The sequence below is a fragment of the Leptolyngbya subtilissima AS-A7 genome (genome assembly GCF_039962255.1).
Classification (GTDB): Bacteria; Cyanobacteriota; Cyanobacteriia; order Phormidesmidales; family Phormidesmidaceae; genus Nodosilinea.
Genome location: NZ_JAMPKY010000004.1, coordinates 425473 through 448523, shown reverse-complemented (window position 1 = coordinate 448523; position 23051 = coordinate 425473). Strand labels below are relative to the sequence as shown.

General features: G+C 56.4%; 13 protein-coding genes. 5 read left to right on the top strand and 8 right to left on the bottom strand.

The features are described from left to right. Positions 1–123 precede the first annotated feature (123 nt). Positions 124–2181 carry a prolyl oligopeptidase family serine peptidase gene (locus NC979_RS11675; protein ID WP_190520811.1) on the top strand — a complete coding sequence of 686 codons (2058 nt, stop codon included), beginning with the start codon at positions 124–126 and terminating at the stop codon, positions 2179–2181. 155 nt (positions 2182–2336) lie between these two features. Here NC979_RS11675 and NC979_RS11670 read toward each other — a convergent pair whose 3' ends face one another. Beyond that, positions 2337–2885, bottom strand: coding sequence for a transposase (locus NC979_RS11670; RefSeq protein WP_190520809.1), 549 nt, complete (start codon positions 2883–2885; stop codon positions 2337–2339). A gap of 221 nt (positions 2886–3106) precedes the next feature. Between NC979_RS11670 and NC979_RS11665 the strand changes: the two genes are divergently transcribed. Continuing rightward, positions 3107–3793 carry a DUF5671 domain-containing protein gene (locus NC979_RS11665; RefSeq protein WP_190520807.1) on the top strand — a complete coding sequence of 229 codons (687 nt, stop codon included), beginning with the start codon at positions 3107–3109 and terminating at the stop codon, positions 3791–3793. After that, positions 3786–4235, top strand: a complete 450-nt coding sequence (locus NC979_RS11660) for a hypothetical protein (protein WP_190520805.1) — start codon at positions 3786–3788, stop codon at positions 4233–4235. Before NC979_RS11665 ends, NC979_RS11660 begins: the two co-directional genes overlap by 8 nt. A gap of 117 nt (positions 4236–4352) precedes the next feature. On the opposite strand, the gene NC979_RS11655 is transcribed toward NC979_RS11660, so the two are convergent. Further along, positions 4353–5570, bottom strand: coding sequence for an ATP-dependent 6-phosphofructokinase (locus NC979_RS11655; RefSeq protein WP_190520803.1), 1218 nt, complete (start codon positions 5568–5570; stop codon positions 4353–4355). Between the two features lie 293 nt (positions 5571–5863). On the opposite strand from NC979_RS11655, the gene NC979_RS11650 reads away from it, so the two are divergent. Beyond that, entirely contained in the window at positions 5864–6781 is a 918-nt protein-coding gene (locus NC979_RS11650; RefSeq protein ID WP_190520801.1) for an HNH endonuclease, read from the top strand. A 119-nt stretch (positions 6782–6900) separates the two neighbouring features. On the opposite strand, the gene NC979_RS11645 is transcribed toward NC979_RS11650, so the two are convergent. Continuing rightward, complete coding sequence (locus NC979_RS11645; RefSeq protein WP_190520799.1) at positions 6901–7380, bottom strand: hypothetical protein; 480 nt, start codon at positions 7378–7380, stop codon at positions 6901–6903. Between the two features lie 450 nt (positions 7381–7830). Here NC979_RS11645 and NC979_RS11640 point away from each other — a divergent pair, with 450 nt between their 5' ends. Then, the gene (locus tag NC979_RS11640; RefSeq protein ID WP_190520797.1) at positions 7831–8895 is read left to right on the top strand and encodes a hypothetical protein; all 1065 of its coding nucleotides are present in this window, start codon (positions 7831–7833) and stop codon (positions 8893–8895) included. 115 nt (positions 8896–9010) lie between these two features. On the opposite strand, the gene NC979_RS11635 is transcribed toward NC979_RS11640, so the two are convergent. The 5 genes from NC979_RS11635 to NC979_RS11615 all read right to left on the bottom strand — a co-directional run bounded on the left by NC979_RS11635 (position 9011) and on the right by NC979_RS11615 (position 22798). Next, positions 9011–11350, bottom strand: coding sequence for an acyl-CoA dehydrogenase (locus tag NC979_RS11635; protein WP_190520795.1), 2340 nt, complete (start codon positions 11348–11350; stop codon positions 9011–9013). A gap of 107 nt (positions 11351–11457) precedes the next feature. After that, a complete protein-coding gene (locus NC979_RS11630) occupies positions 11458–12642 on the bottom strand; it encodes a thiolase family protein (RefSeq protein WP_190520793.1) in 1185 nt (394 codons plus the stop codon). 113 nt (positions 12643–12755) lie between these two features. After that, positions 12756–15128, bottom strand: coding sequence for a 3-hydroxyacyl-CoA dehydrogenase/enoyl-CoA hydratase family protein (locus NC979_RS11625; protein ID WP_190520791.1), 2373 nt, complete (start codon positions 15126–15128; stop codon positions 12756–12758). 157 nt (positions 15129–15285) lie between these two features. Then, positions 15286–17340 carry an AMP-dependent synthetase/ligase gene (locus tag NC979_RS11620; RefSeq protein WP_199308906.1) on the bottom strand — a complete coding sequence of 685 codons (2055 nt, stop codon included), beginning with the start codon at positions 17338–17340 and terminating at the stop codon, positions 15286–15288. Positions 17341–18847: 1507 nt separating this feature from the next. Then, complete coding sequence (locus NC979_RS11615; protein ID WP_190520789.1) at positions 18848–22798, bottom strand: EAL domain-containing protein; 3951 nt, start codon at positions 22796–22798, stop codon at positions 18848–18850. Positions 22799–23051: the final 253 nt, after the last annotated feature.

The following is a 23051-nucleotide window of genomic DNA, read 5'->3' as shown; positions in this document are numbered from 1 at the left end:
AAACTAGGCAAATAGCCCGCCCTAGGCGTGGATTCCTGAATTAACGAAGGGCATGATTACGTGCGCGATTCTCTACGGTTCTTGTTAGGGTTACTACTAGCCCTTGGTCTATCTCAAGCTCCTATGATTGCTAACTTCCTCACTTACCCCCCTAGCCCCCAGCACGACCAGGTCGATACCTATCATGGTGTGGCGGTACCTGATCCCTACCGCTGGCTCGAAGATCCGCAATCTCCTGCCAGCCAGGAGTGGATTGAGGCCCAGAATGCGGTTACTGATAGCTATCTACAAACGCTGTCGAGGCGTGGGGAAATTAACGATCGCCTCACCCAAATCTGGAACTATGAGCGCTACAGCACTCCTTTCAAGCGGGGTGGGCGATATTTTTACTTTAAAAACGACGGCCTGCAAAACCAGAGCGTTCTCTACACCCTGCCTAGCCTAGAGGCCGAGCCCCGCATGCTGCTCGACCCCAACACGCTGTCGGAGGATGGCACGGTGTCGCTTAGCGGCATGGAGGTGAGTGAGAATGGGGCATACATGGCCTATGGTTTGTCGAGCGCGGGGTCAGACTGGGTTGAGTGGCGCGTGCGCGATATTGAGACTGGCGCAGACACCGACGACTTGCTGAAGTGGGTGAAGTTTTCGGGCGCATCGTGGAGTCACGACTACCAGGGCTTTTTCTACAGTCGCTACGATGAGCCGGACGAGGCAAGCAAGCTAGAGGCAGTTAACTATTACCAGAAGCTCTACTACCATCGCCTGGGCACGCCCCAAAGCGAGGATGTGCTGGTGTATGAGCGCCCCGATCAAAAAGAGTGGGGCTTTGGCGGTGGCGTCACCGAAGACGGGCGCTATTTGATCATCTCGGTGTGGAAGGGGACTGACCCCAACAACCTGGTGTTTTACAAAGACCTGAACGACCCAGAAAGCCCTGTGGTAGAGCTGATCTCAGAGTTTGAGGCCAGCTACAGCTTTGTGGATAACGACGGCACGCTATTTTGGTTTCGCACCGATTTAGATGCGCCGAAGGGGCGGCTGATTGCGATCGATATTGCCCAGCCGGAGCGATCGCACTGGCAAGAGATCATTCCCGAAAACGACGACACCTTAGAGGGCGTCGGCATTCTCAATCACCAGTTTGTGGCGGATTATTTGAAGGATGCCTACACCACGATTCGCATCTTCTCGCTGACCGGAGAACTGGTGCGGGAGGTGGAGCTGCCGGGAATTGGGTCGGCGGGAGGCTTTGACGGTAAGCGGGAAGATACCGAAACCTTCTACAGCTTTACCAGCTTTACGGTGCCGCCCACGATTTACCGCTATGACATGGTGACGGGGGAGAGCAGCCTCTATCGCCAGCCCGAGGTGGATTTTGACCCGAGTGCCTACACCACGACCCAGGTGTTTTATACCAGCAAAGACGGTACGCGGGTGCCGATGTTTATCACCCACAAGAAAGGGATTGAGCTGAATGGGCAGAACCCAACGCTGCTCTATGGCTATGGGGGCTTTAGCATTTCGCTGACGCCGTCGTTTTCGGTGAGCAACCTGGTGTGGATGGAGATGGGCGGCGTCTATGCGATGCCGAACCTGCGCGGCGGCGGCGAGTATGGCGAAGAGTGGCACTTAGCGGGCACGAAGCTGAATAAGCAGAACGTGTTTGATGACTTTATTGCGGCAGCGGAGTGGTTGATCGCTGAGGGCTATACGTCGGCGGAAAAGCTGGCGATCGCGGGTGGCAGCAACGGGGGACTGCTGGTGGGGGCCTGCATGACCCAGCGGCCCGATCTGTTTGCGGCGGCGCTGCCAGCGGTGGGGGTGATGGATATGCTGCGGTTTAACCAGTTCACCATTGGCTGGGCCTGGGAGTCGGACTATGGTTCGCCCCAGAATGAGGAGGAGTTTAGGGTGCTCTACGGCTATTCGCCGCTGCACAATCTGGAGCCGGGGACGGCCTACCCGGCGACGCTGATTTCTACTGCTGACCACGACGATCGGGTGGTGCCGGCCCACAGCTTTAAGTTTGCGGCGGCACTGCAAGCGGCTCATCAGGGAGAGGCTCCTGTTCTCATTCGCATTGAGACGAAGGCGGGGCACGGGGCGGGTAAACCAACGGCGAAGGTGATCGAAGAAGTGTCGGATAAATGGGCGTTTTTAGCGGCAAATTTGGGGATGTAGCTATTTCCAATTCGGCAGGGCGAAGCCATCTGCTAAATGCCGAGGTATAGGGGTTTGTAGTGTATTGCCAGGATTTGCGTAGGAGCATTGCAGTGCAATGCCCCTACAGGTGTCTTCAGCAACCAAAATTTCATCCCTCTCCACTGAGGTAGCCATCACCATTTTGATGGGTTGCATGGATGCAGTTGGTCGTCGGCCCAGGATACAGGATTGTTTGTGATGTAGTGACGCATGTGCTGGAGCGATCGCCCGTTCCGAATAATGTGGTCGTAATAGTTGCGCTGCCAAACCGGTGTGCCTGCTGCATCACGCAGGGTGTTGATGTGTTTGGTCGTGGCAGATTTGTAGGAACGAACAACTGTTGGAATTGAACCGGAAGACATCTTGCCAAATACGGAGGCGTAGGGGCATGGCAGTGCAAAGCCCTTACGGGGATCTTCGGCAACCAAAATTCCATGGACATGATTAGGCATCACAATGTAGCCGTCAAGTTCAATATGTGGAAAATGCTCTGGAATCGCTTGCCAGCATTCTGTTGCGATAGAACCAAATTCACTGATTTGCGTTTCACCATTGACTACCTGTCCAAATAGGCAATGGCGTTGAAAGGTGCAGATCGTGATGAAATACGCCCCTGCGGATGAGTAGTCGTACTCCTTGAGGCGCAGGGAACGACGGTGATGTTTGTCGGGGTTGTACTTCATCAGCAGGGTTGACGGCCAGTGCCTTGAGGATGCCCTGATGAAACCGTGCTGGTGCAAGTTTGCTGTTTATTGCAGCGATCGGCGTGGGGCATTGCACTGCAATGCCCCTACAAGAGGGCAATGGCAAATTGAGCCTGCCTCCGATTCGGGTTTTAAAGGACAGTTAAACAGGTGGATCACTCATTCTTTTTAGAATATCTATGGCGGATTACCGTAGGCCCATGAGTACAGATCTTCCTCCTACCCCCGACAGTCGCAGCGAGCTAGTGCAGTTTATTTTGCTGGCGCGCGATCGCGGCTCCTCCGACGAATTCATCAGCAGACTGCTGCGCGACTACGGCTGGCCCTCGCGAGAGGTAGAGCGCGCCTTTTTTGAAGTGTACGAAGGGTTGGTGGGTCGCCCACTGCCCACACCGCGCGGCGGCTCGGGCGAGCTAGCGCGCGATGCCTTCTTCTATTTATTGGCCTTTGTCACCCTGGGCATCTGGATTCAAGCGCTCGGTGAGATGGCCTTTATCTTCATCAACCACTTGATTCCCGACAGTTTGAACAACTATTACGGCGACCCCTCCTGGCAGGTGGCCTTTGCCCTAGCGCGGTTGCTAGTGGCCTACCCGGTGTACCTAGGGCTGATGCGGCAGATCAACCGCGACTTGGCGGCCCACCGCGAAAAGCATTTCTCGGAGGTGCGTAAGGTGCTTACCTATCTAACCTTGCTGATCGCCACCATCATTGCCATTGGCGCAGTGATTGCCTTTTTGACCTCGTTTTTGCGGGGCGAGCTGACGCCGCGCTTTTTGCTCAAGGTGCTGGTGGTGCTGGTGCTCGACGGCGGGGTGCTGTGGTACTACTTCGATTGGATTCGGCGCAAGCCTGCCCCTAAGGTTCTAAATTTGGCCCATGAATAAGACGTTTGACAATCGGACTTTTGATCGGGCGTTTGCAGCGGTGGCCACGGCGGCGGTGGGGCTAGCGATCGTTGCTGGCTTCTGGGTGCTAGGTACACCAGGACGGCAGCGCGAAATCGCCGCCGATCGCCAGCGGTTGCAGGATGTGGCATCGATCGCCCAGCGCCTCCACGAGCAATATCTGGCCGATGACGACAGCTTTGAGCTGCCCGCTACCCTAGATGCGCTCGAACTACGCAACGACCCGCTGACTAACCAGCCCTATGAATATGAGCGGCTAGGCGATCGCGACTTTAACCTCTGCGCCACCTTCGACACCGACAGCAGCACCCACCGCCTCAGCCCTCAGGAGTCAAACCCTGATGCAGGGCGATGGCAGCACCCCGAAGGGCGGCACTGCTTTGAGTTTGATGTGGCGGAGTATCCGACCTTGGTGTACTGATCGACTGGCTAACGGCAACCGTAGGGGCGCAAGGCTTGCGCCCCAATGCAGCATTTGTTGCTGTAGCCAATCGGGTTAGGACTGGGCAAATGGCATTTTTCCCTACGGGTGGGTCGATTAGGCCATTGCAGAGACCTCGTGAATCTCTGTCATCACCGCTTTCGGGTCGGGCAGTGTATCGGGATCACCTACGTAGATGCCCAGCGACCTGGCCACTTTCACCATGGTGCTGTCGGTTTCTACCGGGCTAGGGCAGGTGCCGCGTAGATGGCACTCGCGCACGGTGGCAATCACGTCGCTCAGGTCTTTGGAGCGGACGCGGCCCGCTTCCCAAACCACTAGCCGGTTGTAGCGACCTTCAGCGATCAGATCAACGGCTTTGCGGCCAAAGGCCGAGGCCAGCAGGCGATCGCTGGCGGTGGGGATGCCGCTGCGCTGAATGTGGCCCAGCACCATGGCACGAGTTTCAACCCGGTCCATGTCGCAGTAGGCGGTATCGCCAGTTTGGCAAAGGGTGCGGCTACGATCGGCGATCGCCGTAGCCAAAGATTCGCCAATTAGGTGCTTGGGTTTGCCGTCTTCGCCGTGAACGCCCTCGGCCACCACCACCAGAGCAAACTTGCGGCCCCGCTGGCGCAGATCGGCGATGTGCTGGCAGATCTGAGTGACCACCAGGGGGCTGAGGTCAGGCACCAGTTCGGGAATGAGAATGACGTCGGCTCCGCCCGCAATGCCGCCGTGGAGCGCCAAATGCCCCGCATCGCGACCCATAACCTCGACTACCATGACGCGATCGTGGCTGGCGGCGGTAAAGGTGAGGTCGTAGAGGGCGCTGTTCACCGTCTGCACCGCCGTGTTGAAACCGATAGATTTTTCGGTAAACGGTACGTCGTTGTCGATGGTTTTGGGAATGCCAATCAGGTTCCAGCCGCCGCGCTGGGCCAGGTCATAGATGATATCGAGGCTGCCGTCGCCGCCGATGGCAATCAGGGCGTCGAGGTTGAGTTTTTCGTAGCCCGCCAAAATTTTGCTGATCTGGTCAGGCCCATCAAAGCGGCTTTTGTTGAGCGAGCCCAGGATGGTGCCGCTGAGAAATTGCAGCACGTCAAGCCCCTGCAAAATGCCAGGGATATCGTAACCGTGGTCGGTGAGCAGTAAGTGTTCTGGGTCGTACTGACCGTCGGCCACCTGCATAAACCCGTCGGTGCTGTAGGGTATGCCAATGACATCCCACCCGCGCCGGTTGGCGCATTTAACCACCGCTCGAATGACGGCGTTGAGGCCAGGGCAGTCGCCGCCGCTGGTGAGAATGCCAATGCGCTGAATGGAGGTCATAGAACGGTATCCGAAGGGCTGATCTCATCAATCCTCAAGCCAATCGAGCCTTGGGGATTGCCTTCTTCAACAGTCTTCAACAGTCTTAACGGAGAATAATCTTCGTTAACGATGATGGCTATGCCGACTTCAGCACAATTTCCAAAGTTGCATTCGCCGCCTGACGATTTGGTGAAGCACCCAAACAAAGTCTTGACCAGACGGTCGAGGCTCTATGAAGCGCTGCCAATTGCAGATTTTCCTAGGGCGTGAAGGGTACGCTTACGTCTGATGAGAGATAGTGCTAAATCCTAATGAATTTTTTCAACCCTGCCAAAGCTCTCTCTGACACAGCGGCTGAGGCCGCACATCAGCTTGGCACTCACATTGAGACTGCGGCTGCGGAAGCCAAAATTGCTGTTAGCTCTGTGCAAACTACCCTGGCTGGTGCGGCAACCTCCGGCGCTGCGATCGCTCAAGCATTGCAGGATCTGCCGCGCACCGCTCAGGAGCTAGCCGCAGAAATGCCCAAGCTGGCGCGGCGAGTGCAAACAGCGGGCGTACGACTTGGCGACACGCCCCGGTCTGAAGTCGATGTTATGGCGCTATTTAATAAAATTCCGGGTACCTCTAAGTTAGGGGCGAGCGAGCGCGACATTCGGGTGTTTCTCTCCGACAAGCACGGCAGCCACATTCGACCCCATGCCCGAGGCGGCAGCAACGGCGCTGAGAATATCGTTTGGGAAGTCGGTACGCATAACCTGCGACGTGGTGCCGACATGATGACGGGGCAAGAGCAGATCTACATTCGGCTCTATAACGCTGTAGACTCGGTGCTCAAAAATTCGTTGACCATTGGCAAACTGGGGCTAGCCGCTACCGGCACCGCCGTATTAACCCAGGCTGTAGTCACAGCCGTGGCCTATACGCTAGATCTGCACCGTGGAGACATTACAGCAGAGGAATTTCGAGACAAAATCGTGGCAGCGGCTGTTAGTGCAGGCATTGCTACCCCAATTTTCTTTCTAATTTTAATTACTGTGATCGCGCTTTTTCCAGAAATTGCGGTCGTTTTATCAGCGCCCGCTGTGATCGCTGGTTTTAATGCTCTTTTTGGGGTTAGCATTGCGCTCCCGATCGTGCAATCCATTCTGCGCCACGTAGAGGCAGGCGGTTTTGAGAGCAACGGACAGGCAGAAGATCCAGATAGTTTCATAGCTTCTGAAGCGTAGACCTCCTATAGACACCTGGTGCTCTATCTGAACGGATGTTAGCCAGGCTTACCAACCCAGACTGGTTAACTGGGCCAGGAGGTAAGCCCAAGAAAGGGGTTGACAGCATTAGGGCTGGCTTACTTGCACAAATCGGTGGACCACTCTTGAGAACCCCGGTCGAGTTGGCAACGCACTTGGCTGCCGGCCCAATCGAGCCGCCACTGGTCGCCCTCGGGCACAAACTCCAGGCGATAGCGCGTGCCGTTGACGGAGTCGTCAGCGAGGCCAGTTTGAGTGAGAATCACTAGGGCCTGGTCTTCGGTTTGGTCTACTAGTTCAACCTCTTCTTCAAAGTTGCCTTCCCCCGGCTCAGTGCTGCCAAAGGCGGCCAGGGCAACTTCGGTGGGATCTTCCCCAACGGCCCCCCCAGGCAGGGGCACTTCGATGTAGTCGGCGCGATCGCCAACAACGGCATCGCTGTCTGGTGCCTCTGCGACGGGAGTTTCAGTGGTGGTGTTTCCACTGGTGTCTGGGGTAGTGGCTGTAGGCTGACAAGCAGCTAAGGTGATCAACAGCGCACTGGCGGCTAGGGCAGGAAGCACAGAGGTTTTAAGCATACTTTTATCTCGGTGAGGGCTTAGTAATGTATTTAGAACAACAAAATACTGAAAATATAGGACGATATCGGCTTTGCGTACGCTGTTGTTAACTACCGAAACCTTTGCTGACGAAAACTTTTGGTAACGAGAGTTAGGGATTAAGGATTAAATAACGCAGGATAGCCGTCTCGACTGTTCAAGGGTAGGCAAGGTGCCCAACCTACAAAGTGTTGGGGTAGGAAGGTGCGATCGCATCGCAAATAACCCCGAAGGCCAAAGTCTCACGATGAGACCAGTCTGCCCTTTACTTAGTCTCATTTAGATACTTAATGGACTTGATACAAGACGGTTAAGATGCAAAGAAGTTCCGCCTCGGTTTAGGGGCACTCAAAGGATGATTTTTGAGCTAGACCGCTTACTATGGCATGAGTTCAAACCAGCTATCTCATCCAAAAGGGTCTACTTTCCATGACTTTGCCCTTTGACGCTGCCCCAAGCCAGGCGCGAATTGAGCGATTTTGGCAGCTTTCCGCCAGCTTCGGCATGGAGCGCAATGCCTACCACAACTATCTCAACGAGATCGTCAGCGATCGCTACGCGCTGATCAAGGGGCTGCAACTGCTACGCGACGAGCTGCAATTTGCCGGGGCTAGCCCGACGGACATTCAGGCCTGCGGAGCCGACATGAATTTACCCAGCGCGGTGACAACGCTGGCCTACACCAACTGCGGCGATCGCATCCATCAGGGTGAAGCGACGAAGCGTTACCGCGATGTGGTGGCTTCCCGGTTTGCGACCCTGTCGGAGATTGGCGAACTCAAGCTGGAGGCGTTTTTCCCCGCCGGGGGCGGCACCGACAATGGGGCTACCCTAGCCCATGTAACGGTTGCCCACGAGCTGGATGAGAAGCTTAAGCGGCGAGTTTATGAGGGCAACCCGCAGTCAATTTCTCTGGTGGCGATCGATCTCAAAACCCACGTAGGGCGCATTCAAGAAGATGGCAAGCAGGTCTATGGCAAAACCCGTGAGTCTCCCTGGCGAGAACCTCGGGCAGCCTGTGGTGCGATCGTTGGTGCCCTGACCAACTATCAGTCAGAGAATTTGATTCACCGCCGCATTCGCAACGATTTGGGCGAACGCAATTTTCAGTTTCTATCTACCCAGGAAATTTTGACCGATGAAGGGGTTGATATCACCATGGCGGTGGCGGCGGCGATCGTGGCGATTCGCGGCATTCGCAACACGGCGCTGGCCCTAGGGCAAGAAATGGATGAGCGCGGCCTGGGCCATTTGACTGCCAGCACAACGGTGAATCGCCCTTCTCGGGATGACTTGGTGATTTACTTGGCCCGCGCGACAGTGTTCAACGGTATGGTGCGCATCCAGAGCCTGGGCACTGAGGCCAAACACTACGGGGGCAAGCTGGTAGGATACGCCGGAGAAAAGCGGCTTCAGCTGCGCTACGACGATTGGGATGTTGAAGATGTGCCAGTCGAAGAAATTCCCTACAAGGTGCGGCTGTCGGGGCTATAGATAAGAGTCGGCTGATGGGCGCTAAGACACCAGCCGACTCTCAGTCTTATATTTGGACTCTCTTGAGTCTAAGGGAGTCCAGGTATAACTTTTATGAGTCTTGATATGAGATTGCTTATCCTCGATCAGATAGCAACGGCTGAGGGGCGTTAGCCAGATCTACTGTGCTGCCGGCCTCGTATTCCTCAAAGGTGAAGGCATCGACCTGGATAGCATCTTTGCGGGCCTCGGTCGCTGCCGTCAGCAGATCCCATTCGAGCTGGGTGAGCAGACCCGCCCGATGGGCCAGGGTTTCTAGGGATTCTGTTTGATTGGGACTATCGATGGATAGCTGCCCGTTGCGGACGGCGTCTTTGAGGCGATGGTGAATAGCGTCGGCCTGCTGGCTGAGGGCATGGGCTTGCTCCAGGCGGCCCAGGGCATCGGTAGGGTCGGTGGGCAGGTAAATGCCTGCGGTGAGGCGATCGCGCATTTCCCCAGTCGTTTGCAGATCCTTGGCGACCTGGTGACCCAGGGCATCGGTGGGCAAAGTCGCTAGGGGATTTAGCCGCAGGCCCAGCCCCATCAACGGTTTCAACGGCGGCCCAACTACGGGGAGAGACAGGTTGCTAACAATGCCTTCAAAGGCGGTTTGAATTTGAACTAGGCCGTATTGGGCAGCCCATTGCACTGTTGCCAGGTCGGCGTCGGGTCGCCCTTCAGCCTCAAACCGGCGCAGCACAGCGCTGGTCAGATATAACCAGGAGAGTGCATCGGCATAGCGGCCAGTGAGGTTTTCGTGGCGCTTGAGGCTGCCGCCGTAGCGGATGAGAGCGATATCTGTGAGCACGGCAAAGGTGGCTGAGGCCCAGGAGAGTTTGCGGTAGTAGGGGGCGGTAGGGCCGCTGACAGGGGCTTGGGCCAGTCGCCCCTGGGTGAGACCCAGCCCGATGGAGCGACCGACGTTGCGAATAGATGCGCCAACGTGACCCCACAGCAGTCGGTCAAAGGCGACCCAGTCCGCGTCATACAGGGCTTGAATCTCGGCGTAGAGGTAGGAGTGGCAGCGGATGACGCCCTGGCCAAAGATCATCAGGGTGCGGGTAAGAATGTTGGCCCCCTCGACGGTGACGGCGATGGGGATGGCGGTATAAACGTTAGCCAACAGGTTGCGCGGCCCTCGGCAGATGCCGGAACCGCCGAGGATATCCATGCCGTCGTTAACGATCGCACGGGCTAGCTCTGTGCTTTGGTACTTTGCGATCGCGCTCACCACCGCCGGCTGCGCCCCGCTATCCACTGCTCCGCAGGTGTAGAGACGAGCGGCATCGACTGCATAGGTCAACCCGGCAATGCGGGCGAGAGGTTCTTCGACCCCCTCGAAGCGACCGATGGGCAAGCCAAACTGCTGGCGCACTACGCTGTGGGCACTGGCCACCCGCGATACCAGCTTGGCCACCCCGGTGCAGGTAGCAGGGAAGCTAACACCCCGCCCCGCCGCCAGGGTCTGCATCAGCATCTTCCATCCCTGGCCCGCTTGGGTCACGCCGCCGATGATCTGGTCGATGGGCAGCACTACGTCGTGGCCCTCAACCGGGGAGTTAAAGAAGGGGACGCCCATGGGGTCGTGGCGATAATCGATGACCACGCCAGGGGTTTCCCTCGGCACCAGGACGCAGGTGATGCCCACGTCATGCCCCAGGCCCAGCAGGTTGTCGGGGTCATAGAGGCGAAAGGCGAGGCCGATCAGCGTTGCGATCGCCCCCAGGGTGATATACCGCTTCTTCCAGTTCAACCGCAGATACAGCTGGCCGTCGTCTCCTTTAAATACTTCGCCGCGCGAGGTAAGGCTGGCCGCATCCGACCCAGCCAGCGGCTCAGTCAGGGCGAAGCAGGGAATTTCTTCACCAATTGCCAAGCGCGGCAGGTAGCGGGCCTTTTGCTCAGGGGTGCCGTAGCGCAGCAGCAGCTTGGCTGGGCCGAGGGAGTTGGTCACTCCCACAGTGGCCACGTGGGTAAAGGAACGCGAGGCCAGCTTCACCATGACGGCGCTGTAGGCCAAATTTGAGAAACCCAGACCGCCAAACTCTTGGGGAATCATCATGCCGAAGAATTTTTCGTGCTTGAGAAACTTCCACACCGCTGGGGGTAGGTCTTTGCGCTGATAAATCTCCCAGTCGGTGGCCATCTGGCAAACCTGCTCCACCGGCCCATCGAGAAAAGCCTGCACGTCGGGCGGCACCTCGGGGTAAGGCTCGTTGAGCAGCCGATACCAATCGAGCTTTCCAGAGAAGAATTCACCCTCGACCCAAACCTGGCCCGCCTCGATCGCAGCCCGTTCGGTATCAGAGATTCTGGGCAGGCGTTTGATCGCTGTTTTGCCAAAAGGGGTGGAGATGAGGGTGCGACGTAGGGGGGGGATGAGGAAGGTGAGAAGGATGAGGAGGGTCAGGGAGATGGGGAGGTAGTGGAGCATGGTGGACCTCGGTAGTAGGAGGTGAGGGAAAAGTTTTAAGTTCTCAGTTTTGAGTTTTGAGTGCTTGAAGTAGCGATTTCTCAAAACTCAAAACTTTTTTTCTCAGCTCATCGCATCAAGTTTTCAAACACCCCCGCCGCGCCCATGCCGCCGCCAACGCACATGGTCACTAGGCCATAGCGGGTGCCGCGTCGTTGCATTTCGTGGAGTAGGGTGGCGGTGAGTTTGGCACCGGAGCAGCCAAGGGGGTGGCCGAGGGCGATCGCACCGCCGTTGACGTTGACAATGTCTTCGTTGAGGCCCAGTTCGCGAATGACGGCGAGGGATTGGGCGGCGAAGGCCTCGTTGAGTTCGATCAGGCCGATGTCGTCGAGGGTGAGGCCGACCTGCTTCAGCACTTTGGGAATGGCGGCGATGGGGCCAATGCCCATGATTTCGGGGGGGACTCCAGCGACGGCGAAGCCGAGTAGGCGACCGAGGGGTTGCAGGCCCAGTTCGCGGAGGGTATTTTCGCCCACAACGACGGTGGCGGCGGCTCCGTCAGACATTTGGGAGGATGTGCCAGCGGTGACGGTGCCGTTGGCTTTGAAGACGGGTTTGAGCTGGTTCAGGGCTTCGAGGCTGGTGTCGGCGCGGGGGCCTTCGTCGGTGTCGAAGATGAGTTCGTGGGTGTGAGGGTGGCCGTCAATGTACTCGGTGGTGCGCACGGTGATGGGGACAATTTCGGCTTTGAACCGACCGGCAGCCTGGGCGGCGAGGGCTTTTTGGTGCGATCGCAGGGCAAAGGCATCTTGGTCAGCGCGGGAAACCTGGAAGCGATCGGCGACTTTCTCGGCGGTGAGACCCATGGGAATGTAGGCGTCAGGCATCTCCGCAAACAGCTCGGTGCTGGGGGAGAACTGGTGCCCGCCCATGGGGATGATGCTCATAGACTCAACGCCGCCCGCCACGATCACGTCGGACTGGCCCCAGGCGATCGCCTGGGTGGCCATGGCAATCGATTGCAGCCCTGAGGCGCACAGTCGGTTGACGGTGCAACCAGAGACCGAGTCGGGCAAACCCGCTCGCAAGGCAATTAGCCGGCCTAGGTTATACCCTTGCTCGGCCTCAGGCATGGCGCAGCCCATGATCACATCGTCGATGTGGTCAGAGACCAGGGCGGGAATGTGCTCCAGTGCACCCCGAACGGCGGCGGCTCCCATGTCATCGGGGCTGGTGTGGCGGAGGGTACCGCGGGGCGCTTTGCCCACGGCGGTACGGACGGTGCTGACGATGTAGGCGGTGGTGTTCATAGCGGAAGGCTCCGGTGGAGGGGAGTGGGGATGGATGGGTGGGAGGGTGGATGGGTAGGAGGGTGGGGGAGTGATTACACGAACACTCCATCACCCCGTTACTCCATCACTCCCTAGTTCCTCAGCGGTTTCTTTGTCTTCAGCATGTGCAGCAGGCGTTCTTTGGTCTTGGGTTCGTCGATGAGGGGGAGGAAGTTGTCGCGCTCTAAGTTGAAGAGATAGGACTCCTCTACGGAGCCGGGGATGGTGAGGTCACCGCCGGTGAGGACGTAGGCGAGGCGGTTGGCGAGGCTGCGATCGTAGTCGCTGATGTAGTTACCAGCGTGCATGACGTAGGCCATGTGTTCGAGCATGGCGCGGGCGGGTTGGCCGAGCACGGGGATGGGCTGGCGGGGTGGGGGGGCGTAGCCCATGCGGTGGAGACAAAGCACTTCTTGCTTGGCGGCGTAGAGGCGGCGATCGCCATTCATCACGATCTGCGTGGTGGCAGGCAAAAAGCCTAGCTCGATGCCTTCGTGGGCGCTGTTAGAAACCTGGGCCATGCCGACGGTGCGAAACACCTGCTTCAACCAGGGCAAAATGTCGGCGGGTTCGTCGGAGATGGCGCGCTGGCTAGCCCAGCGGGCGAGGCGCATGAGGCCGCCCCCGGCGGGGATGAGGCCAACCCCAAGTTCCACCAGGCCGATGTAGGTTTCGGCATCGGCGACTACGTGGGGGCAGGCCATGGCGAGTTCGCAGCCGCCCCCCAGCGCCCGCCCCTGAATGGCGGCAACTACGGGTTTGGGGAAGTAGTAGATGCGCTGCACTAGGGTCTGGACGTCATTGAGCAGCTTGGCGATGGTGCGATGGTTGCGGTTGAGGGGGTTGAGGTTTTCCCACTGGGCGATTTTGCCTACCTCGGCCAGGTTGATGCCGACGCAGAAGTTGGGGCCTTCGTTGCCAATCACCATGCCGTGGTAGTTGTCGTGGGCGGCCAGCCATTCGAGGGCAGCACCGAGGCCTTCAACTACTTTGGTGCTGAGAGTGTTGGCCTTGGAGCGAAACTCGAATAGAGCAACTCCGTCTCCAGCATCGAGCAGGGCGGCCTCGCTGTTGTGCCAGAGCGGTGGTTTGGCTTTTAAATCGACTAGATGCAGTTCATGGCTGGGGATTTCCAGAGCAACATAGCTTTCGCCGGGCACGTAGACGGTGGGCGCGGTGATGGCGGGGTCGGAGCTATAGAAGCCCGTGGCACCAGTCGCCTGCATGGGCTTTAGCCAGGGGGGCAGAGTCAGCCCAGCCTGGGTCATGTCCTGAATTACCCGGTCAAAACCTAAGGCATCCCAGATGGCGAAGGGGCCAATTTCCCAGCCAAAGCCCCAAGTCATGGCGCGATCGATGTCGGCGGGGCTGTCGGCAATTTCGGGAATGCGGTTGGCGCTGTAGGCCAAGGTTTCAAGTATGGTCTGGCGGAAGAAATCTCCGGCTCGGCTGCGATCTCTATATAAGTGACGCAGCCGTTCAGCTAAATCGTGTTTTTTCAGCCCTTCCAAATTTCCTAGGTTTACCGGGCGCGGTGATTCATAGCCAAAGGTTTTGGGATTTAGCGAGCGAATTTCGCCCTCTACTTTTTTGTAAAAGCCCTGGCCCGACTTGGCCCCTAAGGTGCCGGTGGCTACTAGCTTGCGCATCAGCTCTGGGGGCTGAAACAGCTCGCGCCGCTCGTCGTGGGGAATGGCGGGATAGAGGTTATCGGCGACATAGAGCAGCGTGTCGAGCCCCACCAAATCGGCGGTGCGGAAGGTGGCCGACTTGGGCCGCCCCACCAGGGTGCCGGTGAGGGTGTCGATCTCTTCGATGGTGTAGTCGCCCCGAATGAAGGAGCGCAGACCCAGCATCGACACGAAGACACCGATGCGGTTGGCAATGAAGTTGGGGGTGTCTTTGGCCCCGACGATGCCTTTACCCAGGCGATCGCGGCCAAAGGCGGCCACACGCTCAACCACAGCGGGGTCGGTGTCGGCGGTGGGGATGAGTTCGAGCAGTTTCAAGTAGCGAGGCGGGTTAAAGAAGTGGGTGCCCAAAAACCGCTTTCTGAAGGATTTCGATCGCCCCTCAGCTACCTGACGAATCAGCAGCCCGCTGGTGTTGGTAGAAATTACTGCGTCTGGGCCAACGGTGCGCTCGACCCGCGCAAACAACTCCTGCTTGACGGCGAGATTTTCGACCACCGCCTCAATTACCCAGTCCACCGTAGACAGGCGCTCGAAATGTTCTTCGTAGTTGCCCAGAATGACTCGCTTCACCGCTTGCTGACTGTAGAAAATTGGCGGCGACTGCTTACAGGCTTTTTTGAAAGCTCCTTCTACCAAGTCGTTTTTGCTGCCTTTTGGGGAGGGCAGTTCTAACAGGTGAACTGTAAGCCCGGCATTGGCCAAGTGAGCCGCAATTTGGGTACCCATGACCCCGGCTCCGAGAACAGCGGCGGTGCGGAATGGTGTTTGCATAGCTGGCTCCTTGTGTGGTGGGTGGGCAGTGATGGAGTGGGGGAGTGATGGAGTAGGGAGTGGGGATGAGGAGGTGAGGGAGATGAGGAAGGTGGGGGAGAGGTGACTTGTAGCCCAATCACTCCATTACCTAATCACTCCATCACTCCCAAACCTCCTAGTAGCGCATTAGCGATCGCGCGTACACCGGACAAGCCTCCCCATCCCCTTCATCTCCTCCATCCCCCCTAACTCCTCCGTCCCCATACAACCGCTCCACCACCTCATCTAGCCCCTCGCTTTGATCAACTAGGGCAAATTTGCGCACGGTGGACCAGTAGGGGAAATGGCAATTGGCGGTGTCGATCAGGCTTTGGTAAAGGGCAGTGATGCGGGGATGGTGCCACCAGTCGGGTTGGGTGAGGTCAAGGTCCCAATGCTCGACCTGGTGGCGCAGGGCGTCTAGGTCAGGAACGATCACCATGGCGCAGAACTTGTGGTTAGCACCGACGGTGATGGCCTTGGCCACCAAGGGGGAGGCCATTAGCTCTTGCTCTAGGGGGCGGGGGGAGACATATTTGCCGGTGCAGAGTTTGAATAGGGCCTTCTTCACCCCGGTGATGGTGAGAAAGCCATCGGTATCGAGGGTGCCGAAGTCGCCGGTGTGTAGCCAGCCATCGGGAGTGAGGGCGACGGCGGTGGCAGCAGGGTCGTGGTAGTAGCCCTGCATGAGAAAGGGCGCGCGCACCAAAACTTCTTGGTCGGCGGCGAGGGCAATCTCAACGCCGGGAATAGGCAGGCCAACGGTGCCGGGGCGGTTATGGCCAGCGCGAGTATAGGTGAGGACGCCGCTGGTTTCGGTGAGGCCGTAGCCTTGATAGACGGGCACCCCCGCCGCCGAGAAAAACTTGACGAGGTTGCTAGATAGGGCGGCGCCACCACAGATACAGGCTTTGAGCCGGCCGCCAAACACCTCACGCCATTTGACAAACACGAGCCGTTCGGCCAGCTGCATTTGCAGACGGTAGAGCTTTTGGGGCGGCTGACTAGGGTCGAACCGAGCTGTGAGATTGATGGCCCATTGCAGCACTCGGCGGTCGAAATGGCTGAGGTGGTTAACTTGGTCGAGAATGCGCTCATGCACTTTCTCTAACAGCCGAGGCACAGTAATTAAAAGAGTGGGCTTGACTCGACGCAAGTGCTTGATTAGGTGGTTGGGGTCTGAGAAATAAATGCTGTGGCCCCAAGCCAAATGCCCATATAAAAACACGCGGGCAAAGATGTGGTTGAGGGGCAAAAACAGCAGGGCGACTTCGTCGGGACCGGTTTGAAGGTTGGGATAGCTAGAAAATGAAGCCAACACGTTGGCGGCGATCGCCTCATGACTGAGCATCACCCCCTTAGGGCGCTTGGTCTCGCTGGCAATGTAGATGATGGTGGCTAAATCGGCGGGGGCGATCGCATCTTCCAAAGTCTGAATAGCCTCGGTTGACCACCCCGGTCGTCCCCACTCACGCACCTCGGCTAAAGAGCACACCCGCAGCGCCTGGGGTACTGGCAGACACGGCTGCTGAGTAGGAGTTTCACAGAGTAGATGGGGAATTTGTAAACAGGTTTCAGAAGCTGGTATCGGCAGCACTGCATCCGAGGCTGAAACCTCACTGCCTCCGGTCTGCTCAGCCTGCCAACCGTCAGGCACCTCGGCCACAATCACGGTTTTCAAGGTGGGCACTTCCCACAAGTAGGGGCGAATTTGTTCGAGCAAGGCAGGGTTAGAGATCACCAGCAGCGGCGCTTCAACCTCTTGCAAAATCAGCAGAATGTTTTCGATGGTCTGGGTAAGGTCGATGGGCACGTTGACGAACCCAGCCAGCAAGGTGCCGAAGTCGGCGATCGCAAACCCCACATCGCTGTGCATCATTAGGGCAACGCGATCGCCCCGTTGCAACCCAAAAGTCTCTAACCCCAGGGCAAATTCTTCTACCGCCCGACGAAAAGCTTCAGTGGAAAAAGACTGCCATCTCCCTTTGCGCCATTGATTGAGCGCGCGATCATTGATGATAGCTAAGCCATCAGCACCATCGAGCAAAGACGGCAGGGTACGGTGAAGGATGGCGGGACTGGGACATGCAGCTCCTGTAGGAATACTCGGTTCGATTTGGTTCGCGTTTTTGGGGTGCCACAGGCTATACGCTTCGCGAAGCGCGAGATTGAAGAGAGTTGGGGTAGTCATAGCGGCTGGGAAGTGAGGGGATGTAGACCGAAAGCGGTGACCCGTTCGCGTTGTGTGACTTGAGTAACTAAATCAAGAAGAGAGAAACTGCCAAACGTTTTCCTTCGCCAGTGAGTGACGGAGGAACTAGAAGCATGGATAAACTAGCAGCAACTTACCTTAGGCAAGTCAACTGCCGTTTTTAATAGCCTTGAAGCGGGGGCGATAGCTAAAGGATTAGGCCTGATGCGTTAGGGCATTGATCCCTCAGCCTATTACCTGATGGTTTGAAGTCGGCAATCAAAATCTAAATACTCTAAGCCTCAATCAATCATTTTAGTATCGGTTTTAATCGATTACTGGCAACAACTAATTTAAACTGGCGCAAGAGCTTTTGTCATTTGATTACTTTGGACGGTCTAGTCAATGACTCAAGGGAGCCATATTTTGTTAAGGGATTGCCACAAAAAGCCTTTTGACTTTTTTGAAGACACCCATTATTTCATTTAATTATAGCTTTCCGCTATTTGCCCAACCCATAATTGAAATCTATCGCAAATAACTTTTGTAAAGATTGGGCTATTAGGCATTTTGAGTTTGCACAAACATCCAGGCTAGCTCTTGAATGCGTTGCCAAACCCTTTGGGATCACGAGGAAAATATAGGAATGTTCAATTTTCCACACTACTCTCTCAGTCTTTAGGCTAGGTGATAGATAAGAGTAGCCGTCTCAAATTTCAGATTTTGGGATAAATTGCCTATACCTAAGGAATTAGGTTTGGCAAGTTTGTAATTTTGCTCTTCCTAAATCTCATTTTGAGACTCTGACGTGCAGAATTTAGTCTTATTTTAAGACTAAAAAGACTTGGCTTTGAGAGTTGCTGCTTTTAGGTGTGTGTGAGGAGTGCTAAAGGGAGGAGGGGTTGAGAGTGCGCTCACATCACCAACACTTCTCTTAGCTCTAGCTAAACTGCCTGGCTCTAACCAAATAGTCTCGTAGCAAGACCTATGAATCTCTTTGCTGGTCTCATTAAGAGTCTTAAGAGACCGTCTGTGAGATAGAGTCTATTGCAGATTTTGGCAATGACATCATGAGTCGAGTTGAGGCGTGTCAGCTATCCTTATGTGGCGGCGAGGCAGCACCCCTAGGTCTCAATGACCTGAAGCAACACGCCTCAATGGGGTTCCAAAAAGGCTCAAAATTTTAGTCCAATTTTAGTCCTCTCAAAATTTGATGATCCCGAAACCGTTTTTCTGCAAAGGTTTTAGGCGTTTGATTGTTTGCGTGATAGGCAACTATTCAGACCTGAGAGCTGCTGCACCATTCCAGCTTCAAGAATAGTCTGGGGTAGACAGCCTCAGCTGCGGAACGGTAGATATCTATCCCCTTCTAGGCCCTGCTCAGGAGGTAGGATGGTGCGCTGCCCCTTGCTAGTTCTTAAGGCAAGACTCAAAACTCTCTTTATTAGTCCTTTAAAAGCTTGGCCGAGTCTCAAGAAGAGACTTCTGCTCATGGATTAAGTGCTGCTTATTCAATCCGCAGATTGGCGCCATTGTTTTGGGGATGGTGGCGGTTCCAAATTTCTGAAACCATCTCTGGTCTGAGCGGTTGGCTATAGAGATATCCCTGGGCTTCGTGGCAGCCCTTGAGTTTTAGGAAAGCCACTTGGGCTTCCTGCTCAACGCCTTCGGCAATGATGGTCATTCCTAGGGCCTGCCCCAGGGCGATTACTGCTGCGGCGATCGCCATATCGTTGGCATCGTGAGGAATATCGCAGACAAAAGACTTATCAATTTTGAGTTTATCGATGGGCAGCAGTTTTAGGTAGCTCAGCGACGAATAGCCCGTGCCAAAATCATCGATCGCAATTTGAATACCCAGCTGCCGCAGCTGTTTGAGCTGCTGAATTTTGGCCTCGGTGCGCTGCATCACCAGGCGTTCTGTCACTTCTAGCTCTAGGTGGCAGGGGGGCAACCCGCTTTTGCGCAGCACATCCTCAACCACCTGGACAAAGTTTTCGTGGTTGAGTTGCGAGGCCGCTACGTTGACGGCAATGCGGCCAAGGTCTAACCCGCTGTCAAGCCAGGTCTTGGCTTGGCAACAGGCCGACTGCAATACCCAAGTGCCAATCTCGTGAATCAGGCCGCTTTGCTCGGCAATTGGGATAAATTGAGCAGGGGAGATCTCCCCCAGCTCTGGATGTTGCCAGCGCAACAGCACCTCGAGCCCCACCCATTGCTGCGACTGTAGATTAATTTGGGGCTGATATACCAGGTGTAGCTCGTGCTGCTGGAGGGCGTTGCGCAGCGCATTGCCAAACAAGACATGCTCAAAGGCTGTGGCGGTCATTTCTTCGGCATAAAACCGATAGGTATTGCGGCCTTCTTCTTTGGCTTCGTACATGGCGGTGTCGGCATAGCGCAACAGCGTCGCCGCTTCGCTACTGTCATCAGGGAACAGACTGATGCCGATGCTAGAGGTCATGTGCACGGTCTGCCCTTCGAGTTTGAAGGGCGCTTCAAACACCGTCATTAGTCGAGAAATCGCGGTGCCAATGTGGGCGACATCTTTGACATCTTCGAGGACGACGACAAACTCATCACCGCTGATGCGGGCGATGCAGTCGTTGGTCCGCAAGCCTTGGCGCAGGCGATCGCCCAGCTGCTGAAGCAGACCATCCCCAGCCCGATGGCCCAGGCTGTCGTTGATGTGCTTGAAGCGATCGAGATCGACAAACAACACCGCTAGCTTGGTCTGTTGCCGAGTGGCCTGCTGAATACTTTGCTCTAGGTGAAGGTTGAGCCACAGCCGATTGGGCAAACCGGTGAGCGGGTCGTGGTGGGCCAGGTGGTGCAGTCGTTCTTCAGACTGTTGCAGAGCGGCTAGGCTTTGGGAGAGTTCGGCGGTGCGCTCGGCCACTCGCGTTTCTAGGGTCTCGTTGTAGCGTTGCAGGGCTGCATCCGCCCGGGCGCGCTCTAGCCGTGGAAAAATTTGATTGGTCAGTTCACCCACCAGTTCGATTTCGTCAGCGCGCCACTGGCGGGGTTTGGCATCGTAAACTGCCAGCAGCGATCGCAGCTGACCATCTTGATGAAATGACACGGTGCAGAAGGCGTGAATATTGAGGCTGGCATAGTTGGCAGCATTGGTGCGCGGATCGGTCTCCGTGTCGCAGACTACGAAGGGTTTGCCGTCGCGGGTGTCGCGCAAAAAGTCGGGGGTCAAAAAGTCAGAGAGGCGGTAGACCCCAGTCAGGGGTATGCCATTCTCTAGGTGCCAATCGTAGGTGATGGTTGCTTCCTGAGCAACATGATCGAGCACAACAAATGAACAGTCAGATAGCTGTAGATAAGCCCCCAGTTTGGCCCCGGTGGTTTGCATAATCTCTTCGGCGGTAGTCAGCCGAGACAGATCGCTCGTGACTTCTACCAAAAAAGCTGCGTTTGCTTCGTGGCGTTTGCGCTCGCTGATATCTCGACAAATGCAGAGATGCAAAAACTCATCGTCGGTATCGACTGCGCTGACGGTAACTTCGACATCGTAGGTGGAGCCATCTTGGCAGCGATGGACGGTCTCAAAGGTGCGGCCCACAAACTGCCGCGAGGCTACGATACGGTTGAGTTCTGCCGGACTCCATTGGGCATCCCAGTCGGATACGTGGAGCGTCAGCGTGTCTTCTAGGGTACGCCCCAGCATGCGGGCATAGCTTTCGTTGGCCGCAACCACGTAGCCCTGCAGGTTTAAAACCACAATGCCATCGGAGGAGCCCTCCAAAAGCGCCTTACTGCGGTTTAGCTCCCGCGTCAGTTTTTCTTGAGCCTGTTTGCGATCGGTGATGTCGGTGACGGTGCCAATGAACCCAACCAGCTCGCCCTGGCCATTGTGCTCGGGCACCGCTTGGCCCAGTACCCACCGGAGGGAACCATCTTGATAGAGAAAGCGATGCTCAACATAATAAGTCGCAGGTTGACCCAGGCGAGTTTGCTCGACAAACGTTAACCAGGCGGCATACATCCAGTCGCGATCGTCGGGGTGTAAATACTTTCCCCACCCGCCACCCAAGTTTTCTTCTAGGAAGAGCCCGGTAATTTCTAGGGTTTTGGCGTTGGCGTAGGTGCATTGCCCGTGGATATCGTTGCGAAAAATTCCTACTGGGCTGATTTCTGACAGCAGACGAAACTGCTCTTCACTGTCTTTCAACGACAGTTCAGCCTGTTTGCGATCGGTGATGTTGGTGAAGAGGACGGCGACGATGCGACTCCCTGCGCCACCGTAGCGAAATGCCGAGGTCTCAAACCACTGGTTGCCCAGCCCTTTCACCACATGTTCGAGCCGTACCGGTTTGCCGGTCAGGGCAACCTGCCCGTAGGTATCGATCCAGATCTGCTCAAAGTCGGGCACTAGCTCGCGAATGCGTTTGCCCGCCATGGGCTGCCCTGCATGTTTCACAAAAGCCGGGTTGGTTTCTAAACACCGAAAGTCCACCGCCTGGCCCTGCTCGTCAAAGATCAGCTCAAGCAGACAAAACCCCTGATCGATGTTTTGAAACAGGGTGCGATATTTTTCTTCTGACTGGTTTAGAGCCACTTCTGCCTGGGCCCGTTCGACCGCTGCCCAGGTGCGTTCAGCAGTTTCTTCTGCCAGGTTTACCTCTGCCTGGGTCCAGATGCGGGGCGTCGAGGAGTGAACCGCCAAACCGGCGACAAAATTACCATTTTTGACCAGCGGGATACCCATGTAAGCGAGAATTTGAACTGATGCATAGGTGGCTCGCTCGGCAGGCGAGAGCCGAGGGTCAGCGACGACATCGGCCACCACCACCGATCGCCCGGCGCAGAATTCGGAAAAAATGGTTAGACCAAATGCAGTGACGGGATAGCAGCCCGCGATGGTATCCACACCGCTGGTGTAATCCCGTTCAACACAGTAGATGTCATTGCGGCACTCAAAGTATAGGGTGCGGCTGGCATTGAGATATTCACCGAGGATGCGGCTGGCCGTGACTTGAATCTCGATCGGGTCGGCCAGCGATCGCAGCGCATCGGAGAGCGTCACCCGAAAGGCATCAAGCTCAGCGATCGCTGGCTGGTGATCAGCCCAGGGTAAAGCCTCTAGGGTCTGGCGCAGACGAGCCGGGGAAAGTCGCTCTTGCACCCAATAGTCGGTCGCCCCTGCCTTTAAAGCTTGGGTTGCCGTGTCGGCCTCGTTGGGGCCGATCGCCACAATAGGCGGGCAGCGATCGCCGAGGTGAGCTTTCAGCTGTTTGAGGCAATCAAATTTCCGCGTATCTGGCCGATCAGCGTCTAAGAAAATCAGCCGCAGGTTGTGGGCATGGCACAGCTCTAAAATTGGCCCGTCGTAGCCCACAGCCAGCACCTGCCCCAAACCCTGATCAGCCTGCTCTAGCAGGTTCTGAAGTGAACTCGCCGTTACATCTGCATCACTGATGACTAGAACAGCGCAGTCGAAGGGTGGCATAGAGGCATTGCAAGGGGCGAGAATCAAGGTTGGCGGTATTGAGTAGGTGAGTTTGTCGTAACCAATGGCCTAGCAGTAGAGCTTTCCCCATATTGCCCAGGCTGAAACTGCCCCAGTACTTACGATCTGCTTTTGAACACAGATATTTAGACTCCGCGCCAGAGCAAATTAGCTCCATTGCCCATTCCCTATCTGCTACCGTAGCTTGCCGGTTGGGTGGCACCTCTAGTAACGTATCATCACGAGAATAGAG